The sequence below is a fragment of the Mesorhizobium sp. M0174 genome (assembly GCF_040322275.1).
In the GTDB taxonomy this organism is placed as follows: Bacteria; Pseudomonadota; Alphaproteobacteria; order Rhizobiales; family Rhizobiaceae; genus Mesorhizobium.
This window is the reverse complement of sequence record NZ_JAMYTB010000056.1, coordinates 1-3,410: the sequence shown is the minus strand read 5'-3', so window position 1 is coordinate 3,410 and position 3,410 is coordinate 1. Positions and strand designations below refer to the sequence as shown.

General features: G+C 60.0%; 3 protein-coding genes and 1 pseudogene. 1 reads left to right on the top strand and 3 read right to left on the bottom strand.

Annotated elements, in window-relative coordinates:
* Window positions 1-65: 65 nt before the first annotated feature.
* Entirely contained in the window at window positions 66-704 is a 639-nt protein-coding gene (locus tag NKJ13_RS31385) for an IS66 family transposase zinc-finger binding domain-containing protein (RefSeq protein ID WP_352779552.1), read from the top strand.
* A gap of 109 nt (window positions 705-813) precedes the next feature.
* On the opposite strand, the pseudogene istB reads toward NKJ13_RS31385, so the two are convergent.
* The 3 genes and pseudogenes from istB to NKJ13_RS31370 form a co-directional block, all read right to left on the bottom strand.
* Window positions 814-1,566: pseudogene (gene istB / locus NKJ13_RS31380) on the bottom strand (IS21-like element helper ATPase IstB).
* Window positions 1,567-1,578: 12 nt separating this feature from the next.
* Window positions 1,579-3,090, bottom strand: coding sequence for an IS21 family transposase (gene istA, locus NKJ13_RS31375; RefSeq protein ID WP_502901965.1), 1,512 nt, complete (start codon window positions 3,088-3,090; stop codon window positions 1,579-1,581).
* 86 nt (window positions 3,091-3,176) lie between these two features.
* The gene (locus NKJ13_RS31370; protein WP_352779548.1) at window positions 3,177-3,374 is read right to left on the bottom strand and encodes a hypothetical protein; all 198 of its coding nucleotides are present in this window, start codon (window positions 3,372-3,374) and stop codon (window positions 3,177-3,179) included.
* Window positions 3,375-3,410: the final 36 nt, after the last annotated feature.

Genomic DNA, 3,410 nt, shown 5'->3' with positions numbered 1-3,410 from the left:
CCGTTCTCATTGATTTTGTGTCGATTTTGCTTCCGTAGACGAGGTCTTTCGGGTATGTAATTTGGGTGTCGGAACAAGCTCCCTCAATCGCTGATTTCCTCGCCCGGATCGCCACTCTGGAGGCGGCCGTTTGTGCCCGTGACACCACCATCGCCGAACGGGATGAGCAGTTGCGAAGAGAGCGCGCCGAGGCCGCACTTCGCATCCAGCGCCTGCAGCTGCGGATCGATCGCTTCAACCGCAAAGCCTTCGGCCGCTCCTCCGAGAAGCTGGACCAGATGCGGCTTGAACTCGAAGCTCTCGAGACCGATTTCGCCGCCAGCGCGCCCGATCTCGAACTGCCTATCGTCGCTGACACCGACAAGGTCCGGGTGTTGCCGGTGCGCAAGCTCAATCCGAACCTGCCGCGCAAGCGGATCGTTCGCGAGCCCTCTTGCGCATGCTGCCCGGGCTGCGGCGGCGACATGCGCGCCATGGGCCAAGATAGTCAGGAGATGCTCGATCTGGTCGCCCAAGCCTGGCAGGTGATGGAGACCGTTCGACCCAAGTACAGCTGCCGGACCTGCGATAAAATCATCCAGGCGCCGGCACCAGCCAAGGCCATTGCACGCGGCAAGCTCAGCTATGCCGCGCTTGCCCATATCATGATGGCCAAGTGGGGTTATTATCTGCCCTTCTACCGTCAGGTATGCGTATTCCGATGAAGCCGGCCACCATTCCGATCAAAGACCGGCCACCATTCCGATTTGAAGGCGGCCAGTTTTCGGTCTGATCCTGGGTCTCGTTGATGTTTGGGTTGGGTTTTGTTTCAGGTCAAGCTTCGGTGTTTTCGGGGACGATCGGCGGGCGCTGTTTTCGCATGCTTTCACCGGTGAGATCGATGCGATAGGCGTTGTGAACGGCGATCCAGGATGGCGTCGGCCAAAGTTGGGTTTGCAATAATTTCCCACCAGCGATCCACGGGCACCTGACTTGTGACGATGGTTGAGCGTCGTTCGTAGCGATCCTCAATGATCTCCAGGAGATCGCGGCGTTGGTCGTCATTGAGTTTTTCAGGTCCCCAGTCATCGAGGATCAGCAGGTCGGTCCTGGCAAGAGATTTGAGGATCCTGCCGTATCGCCCGTCGCCTCTTGCAAGCGCGAGGGCGGCGAACAGCCGGGGAACCCGGTGGTAGGCGACTGAGAAGTCTTCGCGGCAGGCCTGGTGGCCAAGAGCGCAGGCAAGCCAGCTTTTGCCGACGCCGGCTGGCCCGGTGACAAGAAGCCGTGATGCTTTCTGATCCAGTCGCAGCCGGCAAGCGCCATGAACATATTGCGGTGGAGGCCGCGTGCGGCGCGGAAGTCGGCATTCTCGATCTGCGCGTCATGGCGAAGCTTGGCAGCCCTGGCGCGAGCCTCGAAACGCTTCTGGCGGCGCATGGTCGCCTCGCGTTCGAGCAGCATGGCAAGCCATTCGCCATGCTCGAGGCCGCGCACTTCGGACTGTGCGTCGAGTTCCTGGAAAGCGGTTGCCATGCCGTAAAGGCCGAGCTCTCGCAGCATGTCGATGGTGGGATTGATCAGCATGGGTGGATCTCCTCAATGAAAGTAATCAGGGCCACGCAGATTGGCGTGATCGACGATGGCGGTTGGTTCGGTGGAATCGCGTGCGGCTTTGTGGTTGGCGATGAGCGAAGCAATGCTCTTGCAGTTCAGGCCACCGATCTCGACAGCGCGGGCTGACACGGTTTCGGCCCGATTGCGATCGATGTCCCGAAACAGGCGTAGGATGCCCAGACATGTTCGAAAGCCCTGCTCGGGATGCGGACGGCTGGCGAGAATTGCGATGACCAGACCTTCGGTTTGCGGCCCGATCGACGTGGCCCAGCGGCGAAAGCGCTCCGGCGTCCATTCGGCATAGCGCCGGTGGGAACTGGGCATGTGATCCGGATCGGTTCCATGGCGAGGACCTCCATAGCGGCGCTGATGCACCGCGACGCGCTTGCCGCGGTGGAAGATCTCGATGGTGCGCGCCGTTGCTCTCAGATCGACCTGCTGACGAATGAGGCTGTGGGGCACGGAATAAAAGAAGGTCTTGAACTCGACATGATAATCCGTCGAGACGCGGGCCAAACGCCATTCGGCAAACTCGTAATCCTCCAGTGGAAGACTGGCCAAAGCCGGGCGCTCGACGGTCTCGAAGAGCTGCCGGCGACTGACGCCCAGCCGGCGCATGACGTGGTCGTTGATGCGATCGAGCGCCTGGGCAATGGCGGCATTGGCTTCAGCAAGCGAGAAGAAGGTCTGATTGCGCAGACGCCCCAAAATGCAGGACTGGGCGAAACGCACTCCATTCTCCACTTTCGATTTATCCCGGGGCTTTCTTGGCCGTGCCGGAAGAACGCCGACGCCATAGTGGGAAGCCATCATGCCGTAGCTGCGGTTGATCTCGGGATCGTAGAAACTGGCTCGACTGACGCCAGACTTCAGATTGTCGGGAATGACGAGTCTGGGAACGCCATGAAAAAAACGAAACATCCGGACATGCGAGCCAATCCAGTCGGGGAGCGTTTGCGTCCAGGTGGCCTCGGCAAAGGTGTAGCTGGACGCACCCAGCACCGCCACGAAGATCTCCGCCTCGCGGATCTCACCGGTCTTGCGATCGACAATCGGAATCTTTTTGCCGGAATAATCCACGAAGACCTTGTCGCCGGCCGCATGCTCCTGGCGCATCGTCGGTGACAGTCGCTGCTTAAATCCCCTTAGAAGTTCACAAAAGCGACTATAGCCGTAACCGTCGGGATGCGACCCACGATACTCCTCCCACAGGATGAGCAAGGTGACGCCGGGCTTCTTGAGCTCGACCGCAAGATCGGGCCAGTTCGGTTCCGTGCGTCGTCGCGTGCCCTGTTTGACGCCGTTGCGACTGAAGAGCTTGTGCTCAAGCGCATCGTCGGTCAGCTCGCCCGGCAAGGGCCAGCTCAATCCAACCGCGGCTGCACGCTGCAAATTATCCTGCACCGTACTGCGCGCTATCCCCAATATGACCGCAATCTCGCGGGAGCTCGTCCCGCTTCCGGCAAGCCGCAGCATTTGTCTCAATTGTCTCATGGTCAGCCTTCTCTTTGCCGGCATCAAAATGTCCCCGTTCATGGCGAGGTGATTGATGCCAAAGTTGCTGACCCAGGAGGTAATCTTCAGTGCCGAAAACTGGCCGGCTTTTGATTGGAACGGTGGCCGGCTTCAAATCGGAATGGTGGCCGGTCTTTGATCGGAATGGCGGCCGGCTTCACGTCGGAATCCGCAGTCAGGTACAGATGATGGCCGCGGCGCAATTGGCTTTTCTCGGGCAGCTTCGCCGCGGCCGAGCGGTCAGCGGTCGTGCTCAGCATCATTGAGACCTGCAAGCTCTGCGGCGTCGATGCCGAAGC